We start from the raw sequence: 24860 nt of genomic DNA, 5'->3' as shown, positions 1-24860 counted from the left end.
GGCGCCCGGCTGCGCGAGCGTCTGGCGCCCTCGCTGCCCGGGGCGACCTGGTACGAGGTGGGCGGCGGCACGCTGGACGACGCGGTCCGGCTGGCCGGCGAGATGAACTCGGGCCGCTACGACGCGGTCGTGGGCCTCGGCGGCGGCAAGATCATCGACTGCGCCAAGTTCGCCGCGGCACGCATCGGCCTGCCCCTGGTCGCCGTGCCCACGAACCTCGCGCACGACGGCCTGTGCTCACCGGTCGCCACGCTGGACAACGACGCGGGCCGCGGCTCCTACGGCGTGCCCAACCCGATCGCGGCCGTGATCGACCTGGACGTGATCCGCGAGGCCCCGGCCCGTTTCGTGCGCGCCGGTATCGGTGACGCGGTGTCCAACATCAACGCGATCGCGGACTGGGAGCTGGCGAACCGGGTCAACGGAGAGCAGATCGACGGCCTCGCCGCCGCCATGGCGCGCCAGGCCGGCGAGGCGGTGCTCCGGCACCCCGGCGGCATCGGTGACAACGAGTTCCTCCAGGTGCTCGCCGAGGCGCTGGTCCTCACCGGTGTCGCGATGTCGATCTCCGGCGACTCCCGGCCCGCGTCGGGTTCCTGCCACGAGATCAACCACGCCTTCGACCTGCTCTTCCCCAAGCGTGCCGCCGCCCACGGCGAGCAGTGCGGGCTCGGTGCCGCCTTCGCGATGTACCTGCGCGGGGCGCACGAGCAGGCGGCGTTCATGGCCGAGGTGCTGCGTCGGCACGGGCTTCCGGTACTGCCGGAGGAGATCGGCTTCACCATGGACGAGTTCGTCCGCGTCGTGGAGTTCGCCCCGGAGACCAGGCCCGGCCGCTACACGATCCTCGAACACCTCGACCTCAAGACGAACCAGATCAAGGACATCTACGCCGACTATGTCAAGGCCATCGGTAGCTGAACTCCGACCGGTCGTCCACCCCGCCGGGGTGCAGGACCGGCGCAGCGGTGAGCACTGGGCGGGACGCCTCTACATGCGTGAGGTGTCCCTGCGCGTCGACCGCTACCTGGTGAACACCAGGGTCACGCCCAACCAGCTCACGTACCTGATGACCGTCTGCGGTGTGCTCGCGGCCCCGGCGCTGCTGGTGCCGGGGATCACGGGCGCCGTGCTCGGTGTGGTCGCCACGCAGCTGTACCTGCTGCTGGACTGCGTCGACGGCGAGGTCGCCCGCTGGAAGAAGCAGTACTCGCTCGGCGGGGTCTACCTGGACCGGGTCGGCGCCTACCTCACCGACGCGGCCGTCCTGGTCGGGCTCGGCCTGCGCGCCGCCGACCTGTGGGGCAGCGGCCGTATCGACTGGCTGTGGGCCTTCCTCGGCACCCTCGCCGCGCTCGGCGCGATCCTGATCAAGGCGGAGACCGACCTGGTCGGCGTGGCCCGGCACCAGGCCGGCATGCCGCCGGTGAAGGACGCCGAGGCCGTCGCCCGGCCGCGCTCCTCCGGCATGGCGCTGGCCCGCCGGGCCGCCTCCGCGCTGAGGTTCCACCGGCTGATCCTCGGTATCGAGGCCTCGCTGCTGATCGTGGTCCTCGCGATCGCCGACCAGATCCACGGCGACCTGTTCTTCACCCGGCTCGGCACCGCCGTGCTCGCCGGGATCGCCATGCTGCAGACCGTGCTGCACCTGGTGTCCATCCTGGCCTCGAGCAGGCTGCGGTGAGCGGCATGAAGGTCGGCGCCGTCATCATCACCATGGGCAACCGGCCCGAGGAGCTGCGGGCCCTGCTCGACTCCGTCGCCAAGCAGGACGGCGACCGGGTCGAGGTGGTCGTCGTCGGCAACGGCTCGCCCGTCCCGGACGTCCCCGAGGGCGTACGGACCAGGGAGCTGCCCGAGAACCTGGGCATCCCCGGCGGGCGCAACGTCGGCATAGAGGCCTTCGGCCCCGGCGGCCGCGATGTCGACATATTGCTCTTCCTCGACGACGACGGCCTGCTCGCCCGGCACGACACCGCCGAGCTGTGCCGCGAGGCCTTCGCGGCCGACCCGAAGCTCGGCATCGTCAGCTTCCGCATCGCCGATCCCGAGACCGGCGAGACCCAGCGCCGGCACGTGCCCCGGCTGCGCGCCTCCGACCCGATGCGCTCCTCCCGGGTGACCACGTTCCTCGGCGGCGCCAACGCCGTGCGCACCCGCGTCTTCGCGGAGGTCGGCGGGCTTCCGGACGCGTTCTTCTACGCCCACGAGGAAACCGACCTGGCATGGCGGGCCCTCGACGCGGGCTGGATGATCGACTACCGGTCCGACATGGTGCTGTACCACCCGACGACCGCTCCTTCGCGGCACGCGGTCTACCACCGCATGGTCGCCCGCAACCGGGTCTGGCTGGCCCGTCGCAACCTCCCCGCCCTGCTGGTCCCGGTCTACCTCGGGGTCTGGATGCTGCTCACGCTGCTCCGCCGCCCCTCCCGGCCGGCCCTCAAGGCCTGGTTCGGGGGATTCAAGGAGGGCTGGGCCACGCCGTGCGGCCCCCGCCGCCCGATGCGCTGGCGCACTGTGTGGCGGCTCACCCGATTGGGCCGGCCTCCGGTGATCTGACAAGCTCGTCCCTGAGGGATCCGTGCGCCCGCGGACGGACGCACCGGACGACGAACCCGAACGCGAACCCGAAGACGAAAGTTTCCACCTGTGAGTGAGACCACGCACGACGGCACGGTCGCGGTGACCGCCGCCCCGTCGCCCGACGAGGGACTGGCGGCGGACCAGCTCGCCGCCAAGTACGGGCTCTCCGTGAGCGGCGCCCGGCCCTCGCTCGTGGAGTACATCCGTGCGCTGTGGGGCCGGCGCCACTTCATCCTCGCCTTCTCCCAGGCGAAGCTGACGGCGCAGTACAGCCAGGCCAAGCTCGGCCAGCTCTGGCAGGTGGCGACCCCGCTGCTGAACGCGGCCGTGTACTACCTCATCTTCGGCCTGATCCTCAAGGCCAGCCGGGGCATGTCCCACGACGTGTACATCCCGTTCCTGGTCACGGGCGTCTTCGTGTTCACCTTCACGCAGAGTTCGGTGCTGTCGGGCGTGCGCGCCATCTCCGGCAACCTCGGTCTCGTGCGCGCCCTGCACTTCCCGCGCGCGTCGCTGCCCGTCTCCTTCTCGCTCCAGCAGCTCCAGCAGCTGCTGTTCTCGATGGTCGTGCTGTTCATCGTGGCGATCGCCTTCGGCAGCTACCCCGGCCTGTCCTGGCTGCTGATCGTGCCCGTGCTGGCGCTGCAGTTCCTGTTCAACACCGGGCTCGCGATGATCATGGCCCGCATGGGCGCCAAGACGCCGGACCTGGCGCAGCTCATGCCGTTCATCCTGCGGACCTGGATGTACGCCTCCGGCGTCATGTTCTCGATCAGCACGATGCTGGAGGGGCGCCCCGAGTGGATCACCCGGGTGCTCCAGGTGAACCCCGCCGCGGTCTACATGGACCTGATGCGGTTCGCGCTGATCGACGGGTACGGTGCCTCGAATCTGCCGCCGCACGTCTGGGCCATCGCCCTGTTCTGGGCCGTGGTCGTCTTCGCGGGCGGCTTCGTGTACTTCTGGAAGGCGGAGGAGCGGTACGGCCGTGGCTGAGCAGAACAACCAGGACCGACGCCCGACGGTCATCGCGGACGAGCTGCACATCGTCTACCGGGTCAACGGCGCCAAGTCCGGCAAGGGCAGCGCGACGGCCGCCCTCAGCCGGATCCTGAAGCGGGGCGAGGAGCGCGGGGTGCGCAAGGTGCACGCCGTGCGCGGCGTCTCCTTCGTGGCCTACCGCGGCGAGGCCATCGGTCTCATCGGCTCCAACGGCTCCGGCAAGTCCACGCTGCTGCGTGCCATCGCCGGCCTGCTGCCCGCCGAGCGGGGCAAGGTCTACACCGACGGCCAGCCGTCCCTGCTGGGCGTGAACGCGGCCCTGATGAACGACCTGACGGGCGAGCGGAACGTCATCCTGGGCGGCCTCGCCATGGGCATGTCCCGGGAGCAGATCAAGGAGCGCTACGAGGACATCGTCGACTTCTCCGGGATCAACGAGAAGGGCGACTTCATCACCCTGCCGATGCGCACCTACTCCTCCGGCATGGCGGCCCGGCTGCGGTTCTCCATCGCCGCCGCCAAGGACCACGACGTCCTCATGATCGACGAGGCGCTGGCCACCGGTGACCGCAAGTTCCAGAAGCGCTCGGAGGAGCGCATCCGGGAACTGCGCAAGGAGGCGGGAACGGTTTTTCTGGTCAGTCACAACAACAAGTCGATCCGCGACACCTGCAACCGTGTGCTGTGGCTGGAACGCGGCGAACTGCGTATGGACGGACCGACCGAAGAGGTCCTGAAGGAATACGAGAAGTTCACGGGCAAGTAGCCCATTTCGGCCAGGGCCCCGCCGGAAACCGTCCGGCGGGGCCCTGCGTCTGCAAAGGAAACGTCAACTCCGGCTGCCGTTAGGAATCTTGGAGCCAATCGGTGTGTTGTTGTGATGCGCAGGACACCCCGACGAACCTCGCTGCGTTGTACAACGTAAGCTGTACCGGTGCCGGAAAGCGGCAAGTGGGGCGATAATGCGCGACGCCTCCGTCGGGGCGGCTCCGCGCATTGCCGGGCGGCGTGTCCGAAATAGTGTGTATTGGGTCGGCAGTGTAGAACGGGAGATGTGACGGCAATGGCTACGGAAACTCCCCAGCTCAACGCAGCATGTGCCGTCCCCGCCCCGGACAGCGTCCGATGACCGCCACCGGCACGGCGCCCGACCTGGAACGCGCCACACTGGACAAGGCCGCGAGCGAGAACTTCCCCGTGGCCCCCTTCTTCCTGCCCCGAGCCTGGCGCGTCGACCTCATGGCCGTCTACGGCTTCGCCCGTCTCGTGGACGACATCGGCGACGGCGATCTCGCCCCCGGCGGCGCCGACGCCCGGCTGCTCGGCGTGTCGCCGGCCGAGGCCGAGGACCCTCTGGTACTCCTCGACGCCTTCGAGGCGGACCTGCGCCGCGTGTTCGACGGCACCCCGCGCCACCCCCTGCTGCGCCGCCTGCAGCCCACCGTCCGCCGCCGCTCCCTCACCCCGGAGCCGTTCCTCGGCCTGATCGCCGCCAACCGCCAGGACCAGCTCGTCACCCGGTACGAGACCTACGACGACCTCCTCGCCTACTGCGAGCTGTCCGCCAACCCCGTCGGCCGCCTGGTCCTCGCCGTCACCGGTACCTCGACCCCCGAGCGGGTCCGGCTGTCCGACGCGATCTGCACCGCCCTGCAGATCGTGGAACACCTCCAGGACGTCGCCGAGGACCTCGGCCGCGACCGCATCTATCTGCCCGCCGAGGACATGAAGCGCTTCCACGTAGAGGAAACGGATCTCTCCGCGAAAACCGCGGGCGCATCGGTGCGCGCCCTGGTTGCATACGAGGGACAACGCGCCCGCGATCTGTTGAATGAAGGCGCCCCCCTGGTGGGTAGCGTCCACGGCAGGTTGAAGCTGCTGCTCGCGGGGTTCGTGGCGGGGGGAAGGGCGGCGATCCGGGCGATCGCCGCCGCCGAATACGACGTACTTCCCGGCCCGCCCAGACCCGGCAAGGTCCAGTTGCTGCGTGAGGCGGGCGTGATCCTGCGAGGAGAGGGGTGATCCGGGCCGTGGATTCTCCGCCGCACGTGTCCGCACCGGTACTCGCCGCCTACAGCTACTGCGAGGCCGTCACCGGGCAGCAGGCCCGTAACTTCGCGTACGGCATCCGCTTGCTGCCGACGGCCAAGCGCCGCGCCATGTCGGCGCTGTACGCGTTCTCCCGGCGCGTGGACGACATCGGCGACGGCGACCTGGCCGACGAGGTCAAGCTGACGCGGCTGGCGGACACCCGGGCGCTGCTCGCCCGGATCCGGGAGCGCGAGGTCGACGAGGACGACACCGACCCGGTGGCCGTCGCCCTCACGCACGCGGCGCGCGCCTTCCCGATCCCGCTCGGCGGCCTGGACGAGCTGATCGACGGCGTCCGGATGGACGTCCGCGGGGAGACCTACGAGACCTGGGACGACCTGAAGGTCTACTGCCGGTGCGTCGCCGGTGCCATCGGACGCCTCTCGCTCGGCGTGTTCGGCACCGAAGCCGCGGCGCGCGGTGCCGAGCGCGCATCCGAGTACGCCGACACGCTCGGTCTCGCGCTGCAGCTCACCAACATCCTCAGAGACGTCCGCGAGGACGCCGAGGGCGGCCGCACCTACCTGCCCGCCGACGACCTCGCCAAGTTCGGCTGCTCGGCCGGGTTCGACGGGCCGACCCCGCCGGAGGGCTCCGACTTCGCGGGCCTCGTGCACTTCGAAGTGCGACGGGCCCGCGCCCTTTTCGCCGAGGGCTACCGGCTGCTCCCCATGCTCGACCGGCGCAGCGGCGCGTGCGTGGCCGCCATGGCCGGCATCTACCGCCGGCTGCTGGACCGCATCGAGCGCGACCCGGAGGCCGTGCTCCGCGGCCGGGTCTCGCTGCCCGGACGCGAGAAGGCGTACGTCGCCGTGCGCGGCCTGTCCGGCCTGGACACCCGGCATGTCTCCCGCCATGTCTCTCCCCGTTCCGTCAGGAGGCGCGCCTGATGGACGTGCCTGAACCGGCCGGCGAGCGGCAGGCAACCCTCCGCTGCGGCGTGGCGTCCCTGACTGCGACGGCCGGGCGTGCACCGTTCAACCAGCACGCTCGGCACGCACGGAAGGACGCACGATGAGCGACGGCTCACGCCCCGCACCGGCGCACGCGGGTACCCCGCAGGCGGCAGGCCGCAGTGCCGTGGTGGTCGGTGGCGGACTCGCCGGCATCACCGCGGCGCTCGCGCTCGCCGACGCGGGCGTCGACGTGACCCTGCTCGAAGGCAGGCCCAGGCTCGGCGGCCTCGCCTTCTCCTTCCAGCGCGGCGAGTTGACCGTCGACAACGGCCAGCACGTGTACCTGCGCTGCTGCACCGCCTACCGCTGGTTCCTCGACCGGATCCAGGGCGCCGCGCTGGCACCGCTGCAGGACCGCCTGGACGTGCCCGTCGTCGACGTCGCCAAGCCCGAGGGCAGGCGGCTCGGCCGGCTGCGGCGCGACCCGCTGCCCGTCCCCCTCCACCTGGGGCGCAGCCTGGCCGCCTATCCGCACCTCTCGTTCGCCGAGCGTGCCGCGGTCGGGCGGGCCGCGCTCGCGCTCAAGGGGCTCGACCTCGCCGATCCGACCCTGGACACGCAGGACTTCGGCAGCTGGCTGGCCGCACACGGCCAGTCGGCGCGCGCCGTCGAGGCCCTGTGGGACCTGGTCGGGGTCGCCACCCTCAACGCGGTCGCGGGCGACGCCTCGCTGGGGCTCGCCGCGATGGTGTTCAAGACCGGTCTGCTGTCCGACCCGGGCGCGGCCGACATCGGCTGGGCCCATGTCCCGCTGGGCGAACTGCACGACCGGCTGGCCCGCAAGGCGCTCGACTCCGCGGGCGTTCGTACCGAGGTCCGTACACGCGTCACCTCCGTCTCTATCAACGAGAACGGGAGCTGGAGCGTTCAGGTTCCCGGCGAGACCCTGCGAGCCGACACGGTCGTCCTCGCCGTACCCCAGCGCGAGACCCACGACCTGTTGCCGCCCGGCGCCCTGGACGCCCCGCAACGGCTGCTGGAGATCGGCACCGCGCCGATCCTCAACGTCCACGTCGTCTACGACCGCACGGTGCTGGCGAAACCCTTCTTCGCGGCCCTCGGCACGCCCGTGCAGTGGGTCTTCGACCGCACCGACGCCTCCGGACTGCGTGCGGGCCAGTACCTCGCGCTGTCCCAGTCTGCCGCGCAGGACGAGATCGACACCCCGGTCGCCGACCTCCGAGAGCGCTATCTGCCCGAGTTGGAACGACTGATCCCCGCCACGCGCGCGGCCGTGGTGGAGGACTTCTTCGTGACCAGGGAGCGCACGGCCACGTTCGCCCCCACCCCCGGCGTCGGGCGGCTGCGGCCCGGCGCCCGCACCAAAGCCCCCGGCCTGTACCTGGCCGGAGCGTGGACCGCCACTGGGTGGCCCGCGACCATGGAGAGTGCGGTCCGCAGTGGAGTGAACGCGGCGGACGCCGCGCTGAGCGCCCTGGGCCGGCCCCGCCCCCGCCACCTCTTCGAATTCGAGGAGGCGGCCTGATGCTCGCGCACAAACCGGTGGCAGGCCCCCGCACTCCCGGTACCGCAACAAGAGGAGAGACTGTGCCCACTGTGCCCCCGGCCTCGACGCCCGCTCCACGGGCCGCGGTGGACGTGACCGCGCTGCTGGAGCGCGGCCGGACCCTGGCCACACCGGTCCTGCGTGCGGCCGTCGACCGCCTGGCGCCTCCCATGGACACCGTCGCCGCCTACCACTTCGGCTGGATCGACGCCGCCGGCAACCCGGCGGACGGCGACGGCGGAAAGGCCGTGCGTCCCGCGCTCGCCGTGCTCTCCGCCGAGGTCACCGGCGCCGCGCCCGAGGCCGGCGTCCCCGGCGCAGTCGCCGTCGAACTCGTCCACAACTTCTCCTTGCTGCACGACGACCTGATGGACGGTGACGAGCAGCGCCGGCACCGCGACACCGTCTGGAAGGTGCACGGCCCCGCCCAGGCCATCCTGGTCGGCGACGCCCTGTTCGCCCTCGCCAACGAGATCCTGCTGGAGCTGGGCACCGTCGAGGCGGGCCGCGCCACCCGCCGGCTGACCGCCGCCACCCGCGCCCTGATCGACGGTCAGGCGCAGGACATCTCCTACGAGCACCGCGACCGCGTCAGCGTCGAGGAGTGCCTGGAGATGGAGGGGAACAAGACCGGCGCGCTGCTCGCCTGTGCCTCCTCCATCGGCGCGGTCCTCGGCGGTGCGGACGACGCCACCGCCGACGCGCTGGAACGGTACGGCTACCATCTCGGGCTCGCCTTCCAGGCCGTCGACGACCTCCTCGGCATCTGGGGCGACCCGGAGGCCACCGGCAAGCAGACCTGGAGCGACCTGCGCCAGCGCAAGAAGTCCCTGCCGGTGGTGGCCGCCCTCGCGGCCGGCGGCCCCGCCTCGGAGCAGCTCGCCGAGATCCTCGCCGCCGACGCCAAGAGCAGTGACTTCGAGAGCTTCTCCGAGGAGGAGTTCGCGGCCCGCGCCGCCCTCATCGAGGAGGCCGGCGGCCGCGAGTGGACGGCCGAGGAAGCTCGCCGTCAGCACACCGTCGCCCTCGAGGCCCTCGACGCCGTCATCATGCCCGACCGGGTACGGGCCTCCTTCAGGGCGCTCGCCGACTTCGTCGTCGTACGAAAGAGATGATCACTATCGGCTCTACACACCTCGCGTAGTCGCCGGCCGGTGTCCGCCGCCCCGCACCCTCGGATTCGTCCGGGCAGGGAAGGGACGCAGGGCACCGGCCGACGGCGGACCCACAGCAGCACGACTCGCACGACTGCACGAAGGGGAAGCCATGACAGCGACGACCGACGGAAGCACCGGGGCGACCTTGCCGCCCCGCGCTGCCGCGGCCAGCGACACCACCCTCACCACCCCCGGGGCGGCCGGGGTACAAGAAGCCGCCGCAGGCGCCGCGAGGCGCGCCACCGACTTCCTGCTCGCCCGGCAGGACGCCCAGGGCTGGTGGAAGGGCGACCTGGAGACGAACGTCACCATGGACGCCGAGGACCTGCTGCTCCGTCAGTTCCTGGGCATCCGCGACGCGGCGACGACCGAGGCCGCCGCCCGGTTCATCCGCGGAGAGCAGCGCGCGGACGGCACCTGGGCCACCTTCTACGGCGGCCCCGGCGAACTGTCCACCACCATCGAGGCCTACGTGGCCCTGCGCCTGGCGGGCGACGCGCCCGACGCCCCGCACATGGCGCGGGCATCGGCCTGGGTCCGGGAACGCGGAGGCATCGCCGCCGCCCGCGTCTTCACCCGGATCTGGCTCGCCCTGTTCGGCTGGTGGAAGTGGGAGGACCTGCCCGAACTCCCGCCGGAACTCATCTACTTCCCGAGCTGGATGCCGCTCAACATCTACGACTTCGGGTGCTGGGCCCGGCAGACCATCGTGCCGCTCACCATCGTCTCGGCCAAGCGTCCGGTCCGCCCTGCGCCCTTCCCGCTGGACGAGCTGCACACCGACCCGGCCCTGCCCAACCCGCCCAAGCCGGTGGCTCCCGTGGCCAGTTGGGACGGCGCGTTCCAGCGTCTGGACAAGATGCTGCACCAGCTGCGCAAGGTCGCCCCGCGCAGACTGCGCAAGGCCGCGATGAACTCCGCCGCCCGCTGGATCATCGAGCGGCAGGAGAACGACGGCTGCTGGGGCGGCATCCAGCCTCCGGCGGTGTACTCGATCATCGCCCTGTACCTGCTCGGCTACGACCTCGAGCATCCGGTGATGCGCGAGGGCCTCGCCTCGCTGGACCGTTTCGCCGTCTGGCGCGAGGACGGCGCCCGGATGATCGAGGCCTGCCAGTCCCCGGTCTGGGACACCTGCCTCGCCACCATCGCGCTGGTCGACGCGGGGCTGCCCGTCGACCATCCGCAGCTGGTGAAGGCGGCGGACTGGATGCTCGGCGAGGAGATCGTCCGCCCGGGTGACTGGGCCGTCAAGCGGCCCCAACTGCCGCCGGGGGGCTGGGCGTTCGAGTTCCACAACGACAACTATCCGGACATCGACGACACCGCCGAGGTGGCTCTCGCGCTGCGCCGGGTCCGGCACCACGACCCCGAGCGCGTGGACCGGGCGATCGGGCGGGCCGTGCGCTGGAACCTGGGGATGCAGTCGAAGAACGGCGCGTGGGGCGCCTTCGACGTCGACAACACCAGCCCGTTCCCCAACCGGCTGCCGTTCTGCGACTTCGGCGAGGTCATCGATCCGCCGTCCGCGGACGTCACCGCGCACGTGGTGGAGATGCTCGCCGCCGAGGGCCTCGCCCACGACCCGCGCACCCGGCGCGGCATCGACTGGCTGCTCGCCGAACAGGAGGCGGACGGGTCCTGGTTCGGCCGCTGGGGCGTCAACTACATCTACGGCACGGGCTCGGTGGTGCCCGCGCTGACCGCGGCCGGCCTGCCCGGCTCCCACCCGGCGATCCGGCGGGCGGTGACCTGGCTGGAGAGTGTCCAGAACGACGACGGCGGCTGGGGCGAGGACCTGCGCTCCTACAAGTACACCAAGGAGTGGAGCGGCCGCGGCGCCTCCACCGCCTCGCAGACCGCGTGGGCGCTCATGGCGCTGCTCGCGGCGGGGGAGAAGGACTCCAAGGCCGTCGAGCGCGGCATCCAGTGGCTGGCCGGCACCCAGCGCGAGGACGGCAGCTGGGACGAGCCGTACTTCACCGGCACCGGCTTCCCGTGGGACTTCTCCATCAACTACCACCTGTACCGGCAGGTGTTCCCGCTCACCGCCCTCGGCCGGTACCTGCACGGCGACCCGTTCGAGCGCAATCTGCTCGCCCGGGCCGAGGAGGCTCTTTCACAGGCCGAGGGGGGCTGAATTGAGCACCCAGCCCGCTCCGGCTCCGCTGCTGATCGCCTGCGCGCTCGGCATCGAGCACCTCGCCCTGCGCACCGGCGACCGGGGCGGGGCCGGCGGGCCGGTCACCTTCGTCCGTACGGGCATGGGACCCCGGGCGGCGGAACGGTCCGTCACCCGGTATCTGTCCGAGCCGGCGCTCGCCGACGCGGCCGTCCTGGCCACCGGCTTCTGTGCCGGACTCGCCCCCGGTATGCACCCCGGCGACCTGGTCGTCGCCGAGGAGACCCGGGACCCGCGCGGGACCGTCCCGTGCGTGGGAACCGACCTGCTGGTCAAGGAACTCGTGCGCATCCTGCCCGGACGCACGGTGCACACCGGCCCGCTCACCGGCTCCGACCATGTGGTCCGGGGTCCGGAGCGGTCCGATCTGCTCGCGACCGGCGCGATCGCGGTCGACATGGAGTCGGCGGCCACGCTCCTCGCGGCCGGCCGTGCGGGCGAACGCCCCGTTGCGGCCGTGCGGGTGGTCGTGGACGCTCCTGAACATGAACTCGTCCGGATCGGCACGGTGCGCGGTGGAATATCGGCTTTCCGTGTTCTTCGATCTGTTCTTCCTGCTTTTTATGAATGGCACCGTTCTTTGTTGCTCCCCCGGAGGTGAGCCAGATGGCCATGCCGTTGCGTCAGTCCATCAAGGTCGCTACATACCTGGCTGAACAGAAGCTCCGCAGGCGGGACAAGTTCCCGCTCATCGTCGAGCTGGAACCGCTCTTCGCCTGCAACCTCAAGTGCGAGGGCTGCGGCAAGATCCAGCACCCGGCCGGTGTGCTCAAGCAGCGCATGCCGGTCGCCCAGGCCGTGGGCGCGGTGCTGGAGTCCGGTGCGCCGATGGTCTCCATCGCCGGCGGCGAGCCCTTGATGCACCCGCAGATCGACGAGATCGTGCGGCAGTTGGTGGCGAGGAAGAAGTTCGTCTTCCTGTGCACCAACGCACTGCTGCTGCGCAAGAAGATCGACAAATTCAAGCCCTCGCCCTATTTCGCCTTCGCGGTGCACATCGACGGGCTGCGCGAGCGGCACGACGAGTCCGTCGCGAAGGAGGGCGTGTTCGACGAGGCGGTGGAGGCCATCAAGGAGGCCCGGCGGCGCGGCTTCCGGGTGACGACCAACTCCACCTTCTTCAACACCGACACCCCGCAGACCATCATCGAGGTGCTCAACTTCCTCAACGACGACCTCAAGGTCGACGAGATGATGATCTCGCCCGCCTACGCCTACGAGAAGGCACCCGACCAGGAGCACTTCCTCGGCGTCGAGCAGACCCGCGAGCTGTTCAAGAAGGCCTTCGCCGGCGGCAACCGCAGGAAGTGGCGGCTCAACCACTCGCCGCTCTTCCTGGACTTCCTGGAGGGCAAGGTCGACTTCCCGTGCACCGCGTGGGCGATCCCGAACTACTCGCTCTTCGGCTGGCAGCGCCCCTGCTACCTGATGAGCGACGGTTACGTGCCGACGTACCGCGAACTCATCGAGAAGACCGACTGGGACAAGTACGGCCGCGGCAAGGACCCGCGCTGCGCCAACTGCATGGCGCACTGCGGCTACGAGCCCACCGCCGTCCTCGCCACGATGGGCTCCCTCAAGGAGTCGCTGCGGGCCATGCGCGAGGCCGTCGCCGGAAACCGGGAGTGACACGATGACCGCCGTACCCTTGGGCGTTCCCGAGGTACCGGCCCGTCCTCTCGCGCCGCGTCGCCGGTCGCGGCAGATCCAGGTCGGGCCGGTGGCGGTCGGGGGCGGAGCGCCGGTGTCGGTGCAGTCGATGACGACGACCCGTACGTCCGACATCGGCGCCACCCTGCAGCAGATCGCGGAACTCACCGCGTCCGGCTGCCAGATCGTCCGCGTCGCCTGCCCCACGCAGGACGACGCGGACGCCCTCGCCACCATCGCCCGCAAGTCACAGATCCCGGTGATCGCGGACATCCACTTCCAGCCGAAGTACGTCTTCGCGGCCATCGAGGCGGGCTGCGCCGCGGTCCGCGTCAACCCGGGCAACATCAAGAAGTTCGACGACCAGGTCAAGGAGATCGCGCGCGCCGCGAAGGACCACGGCACGCCCGTCCGCATCGGGGTCAACGCGGGCTCGCTGGACCGGCGGCTGATGGCGAAGTACGGCAGGGCGACGCCGGAGGCGCTGGTCGAGAGCGCGTTGTGGGAGGCGTCCCTCTTCGAGGAGCACGGCTTGAGGGACCTCAAGATCTCCGTCAAGCACAACGACCCGGTCGTGATGATCGAGGCCTACCGGCAACTCGCCGAAGCGTGCGACTACCCGCTGCACCTGGGGGTGACGGAGGCCGGTCCGGCCTTCCAGGGCACGATCAAGTCGGCAGTGGCCTTCGGCGCGTTGCTGTCCCGGGGCATCGGCGACACCGTCCGCGTCTCCCTGTCGGCCCCGCCGGCCGAGGAGGTCAAGGTCGGCATCCAGATCCTGGAGTCGCTCGGCCTCAGGCAGCGGCGCCTGGAGATCGTCTCCTGCCCGTCCTGCGGACGTGCCCAGGTGGACGTGTACAAGCTCGCCGAGGAGGTCACCGCGGGTCTGGACGGCATGGAGGTGCCGCTGCGGGTCGCGGTGATGGGGTGTGTGGTCAACGGCCCGGGCGAGGCCCGCGAGGCCGACCTCGGAGTTGCCTCGGGCAACGGCAAGGGCCAGATCTTCGTGAAGGGCGAGGTCGTCAAGACCGTCCCCGAGTCCAGGATCGTGGAGACCCTGATCGAGGAGGCCATGAAGCTCGCCGAAGGGGCGAGTCCCGCAGATCACGTGAGTTGAGGCAAGGCACGGACCGAGAGGGGGCCTGAGCGTGACCATTCTGGAGACGATCCGGGGACCACGCGACCTGAAGGCGCTGTCCGAGGCGCAACTCGGCGAACTGTCCGAGGAAGTACGCGAGTTCCTGGTGCACGCGGTGTCGAGAACCGGCGGCCATCTGGGGCCCAACCTGGGGGTCGTGGAACTCTCCATCGCGCTCCACCGGGTCTTCGAGTCGCCGGTCGACCGCATCCTGTGGGACACCGGACACCAGAGCTATGTGCACAAGCTTTTGACGGGCCGCCAGGACTTCTCCAAGCTGCGCGGCAAGGGGGGACTGTCCGGCTACCCGTCGCGCGAGGAGTCCGAGCACGACGTCATCGAGAACAGCCACGCCTCCACCGCGCTGGGCTGGGCCGACGGCCTCGCCAAGGCCAACCAGGTGCAGGGGGGGAAGGGGCACGTCGTCGCGGTCATCGGTGACGGTGCGCTGACCGGCGGCATGGCCTGGGAGGCGCTGAACAACATCGCGGCCGCCAAGGACCGGCCGCTGATCGTCGTCGTCAACGACAACGAGCGCTCGTACGCGCCGACCATCGGCGGCCTCGCCAACCACCTGGCCACCCTGCGCACGACGGACGGCTACGAGAAGGTCCTCGCCTGGGGCAAGGACGTGCTGCTGCGGACGCCGGTCGTCGGCAACACGATCTACGAGTCCCTGCACGGCGCGAAGAAGGGCTTCAAGGACGCCTTCGCCCCGCAGGGCATGTTCGAGGACCTGGGCCTGAAGTACGTCGGACCGATCGACGGCCACGACATCGGCGCCGTCGAGTCCGCGCTGCGCCGGGCGAAACGCTTCCACGGCCCGGTCCTGGTCCACTGCCTCACGGAGAAGGGCCGGGGCTACGAGCCCGCCCTCGCCCACGAGGAGGACCACTTCCACACCGTCGGCGTGATGGACCCGCTCACCTGCGCACCGCTCGCGCCCGCGGGCGGGCCGTCCTGGACCTCGGTGTTCGGCGACGAGATCGTACGGATCGGCCAGGAGAGGGAGGACGTCGTCGCCATCACGGCGGCCATGCTGCATCCGGTGGGGCTCGCGAAGTTCGCCGAGCGGTTCCCCGACCGGGTGTGGGACGTGGGCATCGCCGAGCAGCACGCGGCCGTCTCCGCGGCCGGGCTCGCGACCGGCGGCCTGCACCCGGTCGTCGCCGTCTACGCCACCTTCCTCAACCGTGCCTTCGACCAGCTGCTGATGGACGTGGCCCTGCACCGTTGCGGGGTGACCTTCGTGCTGGACCGGGCCGGCGTCACCGGCGTGGACGGCGCGTCCCACAACGGCATGTGGGACATGTCGATCCTCCAGGTCGTACCGGGCCTGAGGATCGCCGCCCCGCGCGACGCCGGCCAGCTGCGGGCGCAGCTGCGCGAGGCGGTCGCCGTCGACGACGCGCCGACCCTGGTCCGCTTCCCCAAGGAGTCCGCCGGCCCGGAGATCCCGGCGATCGACCACGTGGGCGGCATGGACGTCCTGCACCGCGACGAGCGCCCCGAGGTGCTGCTGGTGGCCGTCGGCGTGATGGCACCGGTGTGCCTGCAGGCGGCCGAGCTGCTTCAGGCCCGTGGCATCGGCTGCACGGTGGTCGACCCGCGTTGGGTCAAGCCCGTCGACCCCGCCCTGCCCGCTCTGGCGGCCGGGCACCGGGTGGTGGCCGTGGTCGAGGACAACAGCCGTGCGGCGGGCGTCGGGTCGGCCGTCGCCCTGGCCCTGGGCGATGCCGACGTGGACGTGCCGGTGCGGCGGTTCGGCATCCCCGAGCAGTTCCTCGCGCACGCCAAGCGCGGCGAGGTGCTGGCCGACATCGGCCTCACGCCCGTCGAGATCGCCGGGCGGATCAGCGCGAGCCTGGCCGTCAAGGACGTCGACGGCACAGCCAAGGAGAGTGCATGACCACGGAGTTCGACCTCGGCGCCCTGCTGGCCGAGCGCGGCGCCGAGCGCTACGAGCTGCACGCGAAGTACCTCAACCCGCAGCTTCCGCGCATGCTGCACACCATCGGTTTCGACAAGGTCTACGAGCGTGCCGAGGGCGCCCACTTCTTCGACGCGGACGGCAACGACCACCTGGACATGCTCGCCGGGTTCGGGGTGATGGGCCTGGGCCGCAACCACCCGGTCGTCCGCAAGGCGCTGCACGACGTCCTCGACCTGAACCTCGCCGACCTCACCCGCTTCGACTGCCAGCCGCTGCCGGGCCTGCTCGCGGAGCGGCTCCTGACGCACAGCCCGCACCTGGACCGGGTGTTCTTCGGCAACAGCGGCACCGAAGCGGTGGAGACGGCCCTGAAGTTCGCCCGGTACGCCACCGGCAGACCGCGCGTCCTGTACTGCGACCACGCCTTCCACGGCCTGACCACCGGCTCGCTGTCGGTCAACGGCGAGAACGGCTTCCGTGACGGCTTCGCCCCGCTGCTCCCCGACACCGCCGTTCCCCTCGGCGATCTCGACGCCCTGGCACGGGAGTTGAAGAAGGGCGACGTGGCCGCCCTGATCGTCGAGCCCATCCAGGGCAAGGGCGTGCACGAGGCGCCGCCCGGCTATCTGCGCGCCGCCCAGGAGCTGCTGCACAAGCACAAGGCGCTGCTCATCGCCGACGAGGTGCAGACCGGCCTCGGCCGCACCGGCGACTTCTACGCCTACCAGCACGAGGACGGGGTCGAGCCGGACCTGGTGTGTGTGGCCAAGGCGCTGTCCGGCGGCTATGTCCCGGTCGGTGCCACCCTCGGCAAGGAGTGGATCTTCAAGAAGGTCTACTCGTCCATGGACCGCGTCCTGGTCCACTCGGCGAGCTTCGGCTCCAACGCCCCGGCGATGGCGTGCGGCCTGGCCGTGCTGGCGGTCATGGAGAACGAGCAGATCGTCGCCGGGGTCCGCGCGACCGGCGAGCTGCTGAAGTCCCGGCTGACCGCACTGGTCGACGAGTACGAGCTGCTCGCCGACGTGCGCGGGCGGGGCCTGATGCTCGGCATCGAGTTCGGCAAGCCGTCCTCGCTGAAGCTGCGCGGCCGCTGGACCATGCTCCAGGCGGCACGCAAGGGCCTGTTCGCGCAGATGGTCGTCGTCCCGCTGCTGCAACGGCACCGGATCCTCACGCAGGTCTCCGGCGACCACCTGGAGGTGATCAAGCTCATCCCGCCGCTGGTCATCGACGAGGCCGATGTGGACCGGTTCGTGGACGCCTTCGCCGCCGTGATGGACGACGCACACAGTGGCGGCGGCCTGATGTGGGACTTCGGCAAGACCCTGATCAAGCAGGCGGTGGCGAACCGCTGACCGCGGCCGTCCGGAAGGAAAGGGCCGGTCAGAAGGACAGTGCCAGGACGAGGACGAAGGGGTACAGCAGCCCGATCGTGCCGAGGGCCGTTCCCGCGGCGGCGGTCCACAGTCGGCCGGTGCCGCGGCGGGCACAGTGGACGCCCGCCAAGCCGAACGTGACGGCGAGCCCCCCGGCGATGAGCATCACGGGCAGCAGGCCGAACGTGAGTGTCGGCCACACGCCCGCCGCGGCCACGGCCCCCAGGACGAGTGCGGTGGGACCGAGGGCGCCGGCGGGTGTGTCGGCTCGGCCGGGTGTGGTGTTCGCGGACATGTGATCCCCCATGATTTGAACGTGTTCAAATGCTGGGCTTGATCATAACAGCGCCGGGGCGCCGGTGAGTGCACCTTTGCGCGGAGGGACGCCCCTTGCCTCTCAGGCAAGAGATTTGCCGCTAGGGCAATATTCGGGCTGAATGGAGGCATGAACGCCTCAGACGCCGCGTCGCCGGCGGCGGGCCAGGGCGACGACCTGCCCGCCGTCGCGCCGCAGCTGCGCGCACTGCGTCGCCGGGCCGGCCTCACCCTGGAGGCCGCGGCCCGCACCGCCGGGCTCTCGCCGGCCCACCTGTCCCGCCTGGAGACCGGGCATCGCCAGCCCTCGCTGCCGATGCTGCTCGCGCTCGCCCGCATCTACGGTACGACGGTCTCCGAACTGCTCGGCGAGTCGGTCGCCGACCGGGACGCGATCGTGCGGGCCGCCGACATGGAGGCGACCCGGGCGGGCGGCTGGACGTACGTCCAGGCCGGGGCGTCCGGCCGTGGCATGCAGGCCCTGCGTGTGCGCGTGCCGTACGGCTCGCAGGGCGACATCGTGCGCGTCCACCCGGGCGAGGAGTGGCTCTACGTCCTCACGGGCCGGCTGCGGCTGCGCCTCGGCGACACCGCGCACCTGCTCGCGCCCGGCGACAGCGCGCACTTCGACTCGCTCACCCCGCACCGCCTCGCCGCCGAGGACCACGACGGCGTGGAGCTGCTGTTCGTCCACACCCTGCTGCAGAGTCCCACGGCCACCCTGTGCCTGGGCCCGCTGACCGGAGAGCTGCCATGAGCAACTTCGAGGAGAAGTTCCCCCGTTCCCTGTGGGTACGGCTGATCATCTACATCGCCCTCGGCCATGTCCTGGCCGCCTTCCTCTACCTGCTGTTCGCGGTGGGCGCCAAGGGCTGACCCGCGAGCCGGCGTGGGATCATGAGCGGATGCCCGAGACGGCCGCGCCGACGGCCACCCACTGGCCCCTCACCTCCCCCCCGGTACGGCCCACTCGCTGCGGGCGACGGCCGGTGACGGCCTCACGGGGTTCATGCCGCCACCGATGCCGGACGCGGCCTGAGTGCTCGACGCCATGTACGCGCACGAACGGGCCCCGTCCGGCACCACGTACGACCAGCGCCGCCGGGCCCGCGTGGCGGTGACCCCCTGGTGCCCGAGGGGCTCCTGCCCCCTACCGCTGCTTCCCTTCGGCCCGTGAGGAGGACAGCCGGCCGCTCGGCATCCGGCCGCCCACCGAGGGCAGCCTGGACCGCGAGACCTGGAACCGGCTGATAGGGATCCTCGCCGCGCACAGCCCGGCGGGACCGGACACCCCGTGCCTCGCCCACTACAACCCGTTGCTGCTCCAGGACTTCGACCTCGCGGCGGTACGCCTGCCCTGGGCTCCCTGACCCGGTCAGTCCAGCAGGCGCTCGCGGAGCCGCTCGCGGGTGCCGGGGGTGAGGGAGAGGCCCTGCTCCAGGTAGGTCTCGACACCGCCCCAGGTCTCCTCGATGCTCCGGAAGGCCGCATCCAGATACTCGGCGCGGGCGTCGAAGAGCGGACTGAGCAGCTCCATCACCTCGGGGGTGTAGGCGGTGTCCGGGCTGCCGTTGCGGCGGACCTTGTAGCGGCGGTGCTTCGCGTTGGACTCCAGGTAGTCCGTCACGATCGCCTCGCGCTCCACGCCCACGGCGAGCAGGGTGACCGCTATGGAGATGCCCGCGCGGTCCTTGCCCGCCGCACAGTGCATCAGGGCGGGCACGTTGTCCTCGGCGAGCGCGTGCAGCACGCGCGAGTGCTCGGCGGTGCGGTCCCTGACGATCGTCCGGTACGAGGCGATCATCCGGGCCGCCGCCTTGCCGTCGTCCAGGAGCGTGCGCAGCTGCTCGAGGTCGCCCTCGCGGACCATCTTCCAGAACTCGGCGCCGTCCGCCGGGTCGCTCAGCGGCAGATTCACGTTCCGCACGCCGGCCAGCTCGACGTCCGGGCCCTCCAGCTTCTGGTCGGCCGCGTTGCGGAAGTCGAAGATCGTGTGCAGGCCCAGGGAGGAGAGGAAGACCGCGTCCTCCTCGGTCGCGTGTGCCAGGTGCCCGCTGCGGAACAGCACACCGTGCCGCACCCGCCGTCCGTCCACGGTGGGCAGTCCGCCCACGTCACGGAAATTGCGCACTCCGGCCAGCTCCGGCTCGGTCGACGGGACCTGCTGCGTCACGGGGGCTCCTCCCGGTCGGCCCCGCCGGCGCGGCTCGTCGACGGGCGCTAGTCGACCATACGACATTGCTTTCCTGGGGCAATGAGTTGTCCACAGGCATTGTCACCAGGGCCTTCGCGGCCTGATGATGTTCATACTTGAGCGGATCTGTTGGCACCTGTGAGGTCTCGATGGTGGACATCGCCGAAGACGGTCGTACCTGGCTCCTGTCGGGGCCCACCAGCAGTTATGCCCTGCATCTCACCGAGGCCGACGAGCTGCTCCACCTCCACTGGGGCCCGGGCATCGCGCTCGTGGACGCCGAGGCGCTGGCGGTGAGCCCCCTGCCCGGCTACTGGCCCTTCGAGTCCCCGCTCGACGGCCGCGAGGAGTACCCCGTCGAGGGCGGCTCCCGCTTCGTCCGCCCCGCCCTGTCCGTGCGCACGGCCGACCGGCGCGGCACGGAATGGACTTTCGAGGCCTACGACACGGAGGGCGACGAGCTGCGGCTGCGCTTCGACGACGACGGATTGGCGATCACCCTGCACTACCGCATGCGCGGGGACGTCGTGGAGCGCTGGGCGACCGTGGAGAACGGCGGGCACGCGCGCGTGGAGGTACTGCGCGCCGACGCCGCCACCTGGACCCTGCCCGACCGCGAGGGCTGGCGGCTGTCCCAGCTGCACGGGCGCTGGGCCGCCGAGTCCCGGCTCACCGGTGCGCCGCTCACGTACGGCGAGAAGGTCATCGGCAGCCGCCGCGGCCACACAGGTCACCAGCACCTGCCCTGGGTGGCGCTCGACACCGACGCCACCGAGGAGCGCGGCGAGGTCTACGGCTGCGCCCTCGGCTGGTCCGGCTCCTGGCGCATCGCCGTCGCCCAACTCCCCGACGCCCGGGTGCAGATCACCGGCGGCGCCGGCCACGACGACTCGGGTCTGCTGCTCCTGCAGCCGGGGGAGTCGTACACCACCCCGGTCTTCGCGGGGCTGTGGAGCGACGGCGGCTTCGGGGGCGCGAGCCGTACCTGGCACGCCTATCAGCGTGCGTACGTGATCCCGGACGCGGAGCAGGACCGGCCCGTGCTGTTCAACTCCTGGGAGGCGACCGACTTCGACATCACCGAGGAGCAGCAGGCCGCCCTCGCCCGCCGAGCCGCCGAGATCGGCGTGGAGCTGTTCGTGGTGGACGACGGCTGGTTCGGCGCCCGCACCAGCGACCGCGCCGGGCTCGGTGACTGGACGCCCAACCCCGACCGCTTCCCGCACGGCCTCAAGCCCCTCGCCGACCGGGTCCACGGCCTCGGCATGCGGTTCGGCATCTGGGTCGAACCCGAGATGGTCAACCCGGACAGCGACCTCTACCGCGCCCACCCCGACTGGGTCCAGTACCAACCCGGACGGAAGCGGACGGAACTGCGCAATCAGCTCGTCCTCAACCTCGCCCGCGAGGACGTCCAGGAGTACCTGTGGGAGCAGCTGGACACCCTGCTCTCCAGTGCTCCGATCGACTATGTGAAGTGGGACTTCAACCGCTGCTTCACCGACGCCGGCTGGCCCGGCGAGGCGTATCCGCAGCGCCTGTGGGTCGACCACGTCCGGGCCCTGTACGCCCTGCTGGACCGGCTGCGCGCGGCGCACCCCGGGGTCGCGTTCGAGTCCTGCTCGGGCGGTGGCGGCCGGATCGACCTCGAGGTGATGAGCCGCACCGACCAGGTGTGGACCTCTGACAACACCGACCCGCTGGACCGGCTCGCCATCCAGCACGGCTTCACCCAGATCCACCCCGCCCGGGTCATGGCCGCCTGGGTCACCGACAGCCCGAACACCCAGCTCAACGGCCGGGTCAGTTCGCTGCGGTTCCGCTTCGTCAGCGCCATGGCCGGCGTCCTCGGTGTCGGCGGTGACCTCACGGAGTGGACCGAGGAGGAGCTGGCGGAGGCCCGGCGGTGGGTGGAGCTGTACAAGGAGATCCGCCCGGTCGTCCAGCGCGGCGAGCTGTACCGGCTGCGGCCCCCGACGGGCGGTCTGAGTGCCGTCCAGTACGTCCTCGATGACGAGACGGTGGTCCTCGCCTGGCTGCAGGCGCAGAGCTACGGCGAGCCGGTGCCGGCGGTGCGGCTGCGCGGACTCGACCCGACAGCGGCGTACGAATGCCGCGAAACGGGCGAAGTGCATCGAGGGGCCGTCCTGCTGCACCACGGGCTGCGCACCGCGCTGCGTGGCGACCTGGATGCGGCGGTTATCCGGCTACGCCGTATCTGAGCCTTCTGACCGAATTGACGCCTTAATTCCAACTCGCCGCGGAATAAGGGCCTGTGGCGGGATGGTGCGTGAGGAGCGTCATATCGGTGACGGAGTGTCGCGCGTCATGTTCACGTAATTCTTATGCCTGAAAAGGGGAATTGAAAGGCGAAGACGGCACCGAATTCACGCAGGGTGACCGCTTGTCCCTGCCTTCGATCTTGGGATGAGGGAACGGCGGGAACCGGCTGCTTGTTTCCGTACGTCGTGCTCGCTTACGTTCGCCACCAATCCGGACGGAACGCCGAATCCTGCCGCCGCCCGGAGCCCGCACACACTTGACCCGTGTCCGGCAGGAGCGGGGGACCCACCAGGTACGACTGCCTGTCCGGTCTCCGCGACAGGCTAGGGGTGAAGTCGCGCACCGCGCGGCCGGGCAGCTCCAGCCCGAACCCGACAGCTGACCTCGCAGGCGTCGGAGAGGAATTGCGCCATGCCCGCGAAGGGTAAGCACCGACGTCCCAAGACCCCGCGTTTTTCCCGCTCCATCGCCGTCGCCGGAACCGGCGGCGCCGCGCTGGCCCTGCCGCTCATCGGAGCCATCGGAGCGCACGCCGCCACCCCGGCGCAGTCCGTTTCCGGAAAGACCGTGCAGTCCCTTCCCGTCACGGCGAAGAAGACCGCGGCACAGCCGGATTCGACGGTGCGCACCTATACGGTGAAGTCCGGCGACTGCCTCTCCGCGATCGCCGGCCGGCAGCACGTCAGCGGCGGCTGGCACCAGCTCTACGAGGACAACCGGCAGGCCATCGGCGCCGACCCCGCGCTGATCCACCCGGGCCTCGAACTCACGCTCGGCAAGAAGGCCGCGCAGACCCGCACCGAGCCAGCCACCCCGCAGTCCACCGCGGCCGAGCCCCAGGCCTCGACCGCCGCCAAGTCCTCCGGGACGCAGGCGGCCCCGGCCAAGTCGTCCGGCTCCGCCCCCTCGACGGCCACCGCCACCGGCTTCACCCTCCCGGTGGCCGGCGCCACCGTCGGCACCGGCTACCACGTGGCCGGCAGCATGTGGTCCAGCGGCTACCACACCGGCGTCGACTTCGTCGTCCCGACCGGCACCTCCCTCAAGGCCGTCGGCGCGGGCACGGTCGTCTCGGCGGGCTGGGGCGGGGCCTACGGCAACCAGGTCGTCATCAAGCTCGAAGACGGCCACTACGCCCAGTACGCCCACCTCTCGCAGCTCTCCGTCTCGGCCGGCCAGACCGTGACCGCGGGCCGGCAGGTCGGCCTGTCCGGCGCCACCGGCAACGTCACCGGCCCGCACCTGCACTTCGAGATCCGCACCACGCCGGACTACGGCTCCGACATCGACCCGGTCGGCTACCTCCGCCAGCACGGCGTCCCGGTCGGCTGAGGACCGCGTCGCCCGAAACCCCCTGCCTGACACGCCTCCGAAGGCCGGACCCCTGATCCCCGGGTCCGGCCTTCGGTGTGTCCGCGTGGCGATCGCACCCTCAACATGCCTGATCGCGAACGTATTCCTGGGTTGGCAAAGTATTTAAGAGTGTCTCATCTCACCGCTCGTCAACCCCCGCCTACGGTCGCGTAGGTCACATCCATAGGTGAATCATGGTCCGACGTGGCAGACGATTCGAAGAATGACAACAGATCAGTGATCGGGTCGTACGTGGCGGTGGGGGACAGCTTCACCGAGGGCGTCGGCGACCTCGGCCCCGACGGGGCGTTCGTGGGCTGGGCCGACCGGTTCGCGGTCCTCCTCGCCGACCGGCGTCCCGAGGGCGACTTCCAGTACACCAACCTCGCCGTGCGCGGGAAGCTGCTGGACCAGATCGTGGCCGACCAGGTCCCCAAGGCCGCAGGTATGGCCCCGGATCTGGTCTCCTTCTGCGCCGGCGGCAACGACATCATCCGTCCGGGCACCGACCCGGACGAGGTGGCCGAGCGGTTCGAGCGGGCCGTGGCCCGGCTGACCGAGGTCGCGGGCACGGTGATGGTGACGACCGGCTTCGACACCCGGGGCGTTCCCCTGCTCAAGCACCTGCGCGGCAAGATCGCCACGTACAACGGGCATGTCCGCGCGATCGCCGACCGGTACGACTGTCCCGTACTCGACCTGTGGTCCCTCAAGTCCGTACAGGACCGCCGGGCCTGGGACAGCGACCGCCTCCACCTCTCACCCGAGGGGCACACGCGCGTGGCACTGCGGGCCGGGCAGGCCCTCGGTCTCGACGTCCCGGCCGACCCGGAGCAGCCGTGGCCGCCGCTGCCGCCCCGGGGCACCCTGGAGGTCCGCCGCGACGACGTCCACTGGGCCCGCGAGTACCTCGTCCCGTGGATCGGCCGCCGGCTGCGCGGCGAGTCCTCCGGCGACCATGTGACGGCGAAGGGCACCTTGTCGCCGGACGACATCAAGATGCGGATCGCCTCCGTGGCCTGACCCCACCGCCCCTGCCCCGGCCCGCGCACCGCGCGGCCCGGGGCACGTCCGCATCCGTCCGACGCTCCCAGCCCCGACCGGGCCCAACCGCCGACCCGAGCCGTCCCCGCG

23 protein-coding genes and 1 riboswitch are annotated in these 24860 nt (G+C 70.9%); of the genes, 21 read left to right on the top strand and 2 right to left on the bottom strand.

Annotation, left to right across the window (positions count from 1 at the left end):
- The 16 genes from ACZ5CW_RS30405 to ACZ5CW_RS30330 all read left to right on the top strand — a co-directional run.
- Nucleotides 1-921, top strand: a 921-nt coding sequence (locus ACZ5CW_RS30405; RefSeq protein WP_468606950.1) for an iron-containing alcohol dehydrogenase family protein, incomplete at its 5' end; no start/stop codon positions are given.
- Nucleotides 899-1684 carry a CDP-alcohol phosphatidyltransferase family protein gene (locus ACZ5CW_RS30400; RefSeq protein WP_468606948.1) on the top strand — a complete coding sequence of 262 codons (786 nt, stop codon included), beginning with the start codon at nt 899-901 and terminating at the stop codon, nt 1682-1684. The genes ACZ5CW_RS30405 and ACZ5CW_RS30400, both read left to right, overlap by 23 nt.
- Before the next feature lie 5 nt (nt 1685-1689).
- A complete protein-coding gene (locus ACZ5CW_RS30395; RefSeq protein WP_468606970.1) occupies nt 1690-2562 on the top strand; it encodes a glycosyltransferase family 2 protein in 873 nt (290 codons plus the stop codon).
- Between the two features lie 90 nt (nt 2563-2652).
- The gene (locus ACZ5CW_RS30390; protein WP_468606946.1) at nt 2653-3582 is read left to right on the top strand and encodes an ABC transporter permease; all 930 of its coding nucleotides are present in this window, start codon (nt 2653-2655) and stop codon (nt 3580-3582) included.
- Nucleotides 3575-4354, top strand: coding sequence for an ABC transporter ATP-binding protein (locus tag ACZ5CW_RS30385; RefSeq protein WP_468606944.1), 780 nt, complete (start codon nt 3575-3577; stop codon nt 4352-4354). The genes ACZ5CW_RS30390 and ACZ5CW_RS30385 overlap by 8 nt, the downstream gene beginning before the upstream one ends.
- Before the next feature lie 359 nt (nt 4355-4713).
- Nucleotides 4714-5610 carry a squalene synthase HpnC gene (gene hpnC, locus ACZ5CW_RS30380; RefSeq protein WP_468606942.1) on the top strand — a complete coding sequence of 299 codons (897 nt, stop codon included), beginning with the start codon at nt 4714-4716 and terminating at the stop codon, nt 5608-5610.
- Entirely contained in the window at nt 5607-6569 is a 963-nt protein-coding gene (gene hpnD, locus ACZ5CW_RS30375; RefSeq protein WP_468606940.1) for a presqualene diphosphate synthase HpnD, read from the top strand. Before hpnC ends, hpnD begins: the two co-directional genes overlap by 4 nt.
- Complete coding sequence (locus ACZ5CW_RS30370; protein WP_468606938.1) at nt 6569-6697, top strand: DUF6380 family protein; 129 nt, start codon at nt 6569-6571, stop codon at nt 6695-6697. The genes hpnD and ACZ5CW_RS30370 overlap by 1 nt, the downstream gene beginning before the upstream one ends.
- The gene (gene hpnE / locus ACZ5CW_RS30365; protein WP_468606936.1) at nt 6694-8121 is read left to right on the top strand and encodes a hydroxysqualene dehydroxylase HpnE; all 1428 of its coding nucleotides are present in this window, start codon (nt 6694-6696) and stop codon (nt 8119-8121) included. The genes ACZ5CW_RS30370 and hpnE overlap by 4 nt, the downstream gene beginning before the upstream one ends.
- Entirely contained in the window at nt 8121-9257 is a 1137-nt protein-coding gene (locus tag ACZ5CW_RS30360) for a polyprenyl synthetase family protein (RefSeq protein ID WP_468606934.1), read from the top strand. The genes hpnE and ACZ5CW_RS30360 overlap by 1 nt, the downstream gene beginning before the upstream one ends.
- A gap of 151 nt (nt 9258-9408) precedes the next feature.
- Nucleotides 9409-11439 carry a squalene--hopene cyclase gene (gene shc, locus ACZ5CW_RS30355; RefSeq protein ID WP_468606932.1) on the top strand — a complete coding sequence of 677 codons (2031 nt, stop codon included), beginning with the start codon at nt 9409-9411 and terminating at the stop codon, nt 11437-11439.
- Nucleotide 11440: 1 nt separating this feature from the next.
- On the top strand, nt 11441-12082 hold the full coding sequence (locus ACZ5CW_RS30350) for a phosphorylase family protein (RefSeq protein WP_468606930.1): 642 nt from the start codon (nt 11441-11443) through the stop codon (nt 12080-12082).
- Nucleotides 12083-12087: 5 nt separating this feature from the next.
- Nucleotides 12088-13110: an adenosyl-hopene transferase HpnH gene (gene hpnH, locus ACZ5CW_RS30345; RefSeq protein WP_468606928.1), complete on the top strand. Its 1023-nt coding sequence runs from the start codon at nt 12088-12090 to the stop codon at nt 13108-13110.
- A gap of 4 nt (nt 13111-13114) precedes the next feature.
- The gene (gene ispG, locus ACZ5CW_RS30340; protein WP_468606926.1) at nt 13115-14248 is read left to right on the top strand and encodes a flavodoxin-dependent (E)-4-hydroxy-3-methylbut-2-enyl-diphosphate synthase; all 1134 of its coding nucleotides are present in this window, start codon (nt 13115-13117) and stop codon (nt 14246-14248) included.
- Nucleotides 14249-14279: 31 nt separating this feature from the next.
- Entirely contained in the window at nt 14280-16178 is a 1899-nt protein-coding gene (gene dxs / locus ACZ5CW_RS30335) for a 1-deoxy-D-xylulose-5-phosphate synthase (RefSeq protein ID WP_468606924.1), read from the top strand.
- Entirely contained in the window at nt 16175-17560 is a 1386-nt protein-coding gene (locus ACZ5CW_RS30330) for an aspartate aminotransferase family protein (RefSeq protein WP_468606922.1), read from the top strand. The genes dxs and ACZ5CW_RS30330 overlap by 4 nt, the downstream gene beginning before the upstream one ends.
- Nucleotides 17561-17588: 28 nt before the next feature.
- Here ACZ5CW_RS30330 and ACZ5CW_RS30325 read toward each other — a convergent pair whose 3' ends face one another.
- Nucleotides 17589-17876, bottom strand: a complete 288-nt coding sequence (locus tag ACZ5CW_RS30325; protein ID WP_468606920.1) for a hypothetical protein — start codon at nt 17874-17876, stop codon at nt 17589-17591.
- 150 nt (nt 17877-18026) lie between these two features.
- On the opposite strand from ACZ5CW_RS30325, the gene ACZ5CW_RS30320 reads away from it, so the two are divergent.
- Together ACZ5CW_RS30320 and ACZ5CW_RS30315 are read left to right on the top strand one after the other, a co-directional pair.
- A complete protein-coding gene (locus ACZ5CW_RS30320) occupies nt 18027-18653 on the top strand; it encodes a helix-turn-helix domain-containing protein (RefSeq protein ID WP_468606918.1) in 627 nt (208 codons plus the stop codon).
- A complete protein-coding gene (locus ACZ5CW_RS30315) occupies nt 18650-18772 on the top strand; it encodes a DUF6126 family protein (protein ID WP_201841807.1) in 123 nt (40 codons plus the stop codon). Before ACZ5CW_RS30320 ends, ACZ5CW_RS30315 begins: the two co-directional genes overlap by 4 nt.
- Before the next feature lie 499 nt (nt 18773-19271).
- Here ACZ5CW_RS30315 and ACZ5CW_RS30310 read toward each other — a convergent pair whose 3' ends face one another.
- On the bottom strand, nt 19272-20069 hold the full coding sequence (locus ACZ5CW_RS30310) for a tyrosine-protein phosphatase (RefSeq protein WP_468606916.1): 798 nt from the start codon (nt 20067-20069) through the stop codon (nt 19272-19274).
- Between the two features lie 170 nt (nt 20070-20239).
- Here ACZ5CW_RS30310 and ACZ5CW_RS30305 point away from each other — a divergent pair, with 170 nt between their 5' ends.
- The 3 genes from ACZ5CW_RS30305 to ACZ5CW_RS30295 all read left to right on the top strand — a co-directional run bounded on the left by ACZ5CW_RS30305 (nt 20240) and on the right by ACZ5CW_RS30295 (nt 24749).
- A complete protein-coding gene (locus ACZ5CW_RS30305; protein WP_468606968.1) occupies nt 20240-22312 on the top strand; it encodes an alpha-galactosidase in 2073 nt (690 codons plus the stop codon).
- Nucleotides 22313-22622: 310 nt separating this feature from the next.
- Nucleotides 22623-22779, top strand: a riboswitch (cyclic di-AMP (ydaO/yuaA leader).
- Nucleotides 22780-22784: 5 nt separating this feature from the next.
- Nucleotides 22785-23705, top strand: coding sequence for a M23 family metallopeptidase (locus ACZ5CW_RS30300; RefSeq protein ID WP_468606914.1), 921 nt, complete (start codon nt 22785-22787; stop codon nt 23703-23705).
- Between the two features lie 258 nt (nt 23706-23963).
- Complete coding sequence (locus ACZ5CW_RS30295; RefSeq protein WP_468606966.1) at nt 23964-24749, top strand: SGNH/GDSL hydrolase family protein; 786 nt, start codon at nt 23964-23966, stop codon at nt 24747-24749.
- Nucleotides 24750-24860 lie beyond the last annotated feature (111 nt).

Source organism: Streptomyces sp. NPDC031379 (assembly GCF_055569615.1).
This window is presented reverse-complemented; position numbering and strand designations above follow the sequence as displayed.